The 347-nt window shown below is 69.5% G+C and carries 1 protein-coding gene; it reads right to left on the bottom strand.

Annotation, left to right across the window (positions count from 1 at the left end; genetic code table 11):
* A partial coding sequence (locus AC0IYH_RS30115) for a hypothetical protein (protein ID WP_471837775.1) occupies positions 1-347 on the bottom strand: 347 nt, incomplete at both ends.

Below are 347 nucleotides of genomic sequence, written 5' to 3' on the forward strand. Positions count from 1 at the left end.
GGCTCTGGGCGAGTTGGGGCGACACTTCGGCGATGCGCGTCGAATCGTGGCGCTGGATGCCGTCGAGGAACGCCGCCAGTCGCGCGCGGTCGAGCATCGCCTGGTTCAGCTCCTGCGACGCGCGCACGAATGCGCCCGGCCGGTCGCGGACCGCGCTCGTCACTGCGCCGATCGCGCCGCCGGTATCGGGGACGAGGAACACCAAGGCCTGCTCAGCGCCCTTCGGCACGACGGTGTCGATGATCGCCTTTTTAGGCTTCCACGTCTCCGCCTGCGTCAGCCAGTTCTTAGGGGGCGGGTTGGTCGCGCCGCGCAGGAACGCCAGCACCATCAGGTAATGCGCGCCC

It is taken from the genome of Pseudomonas sp. AC463 (assembly GCF_979253585.1).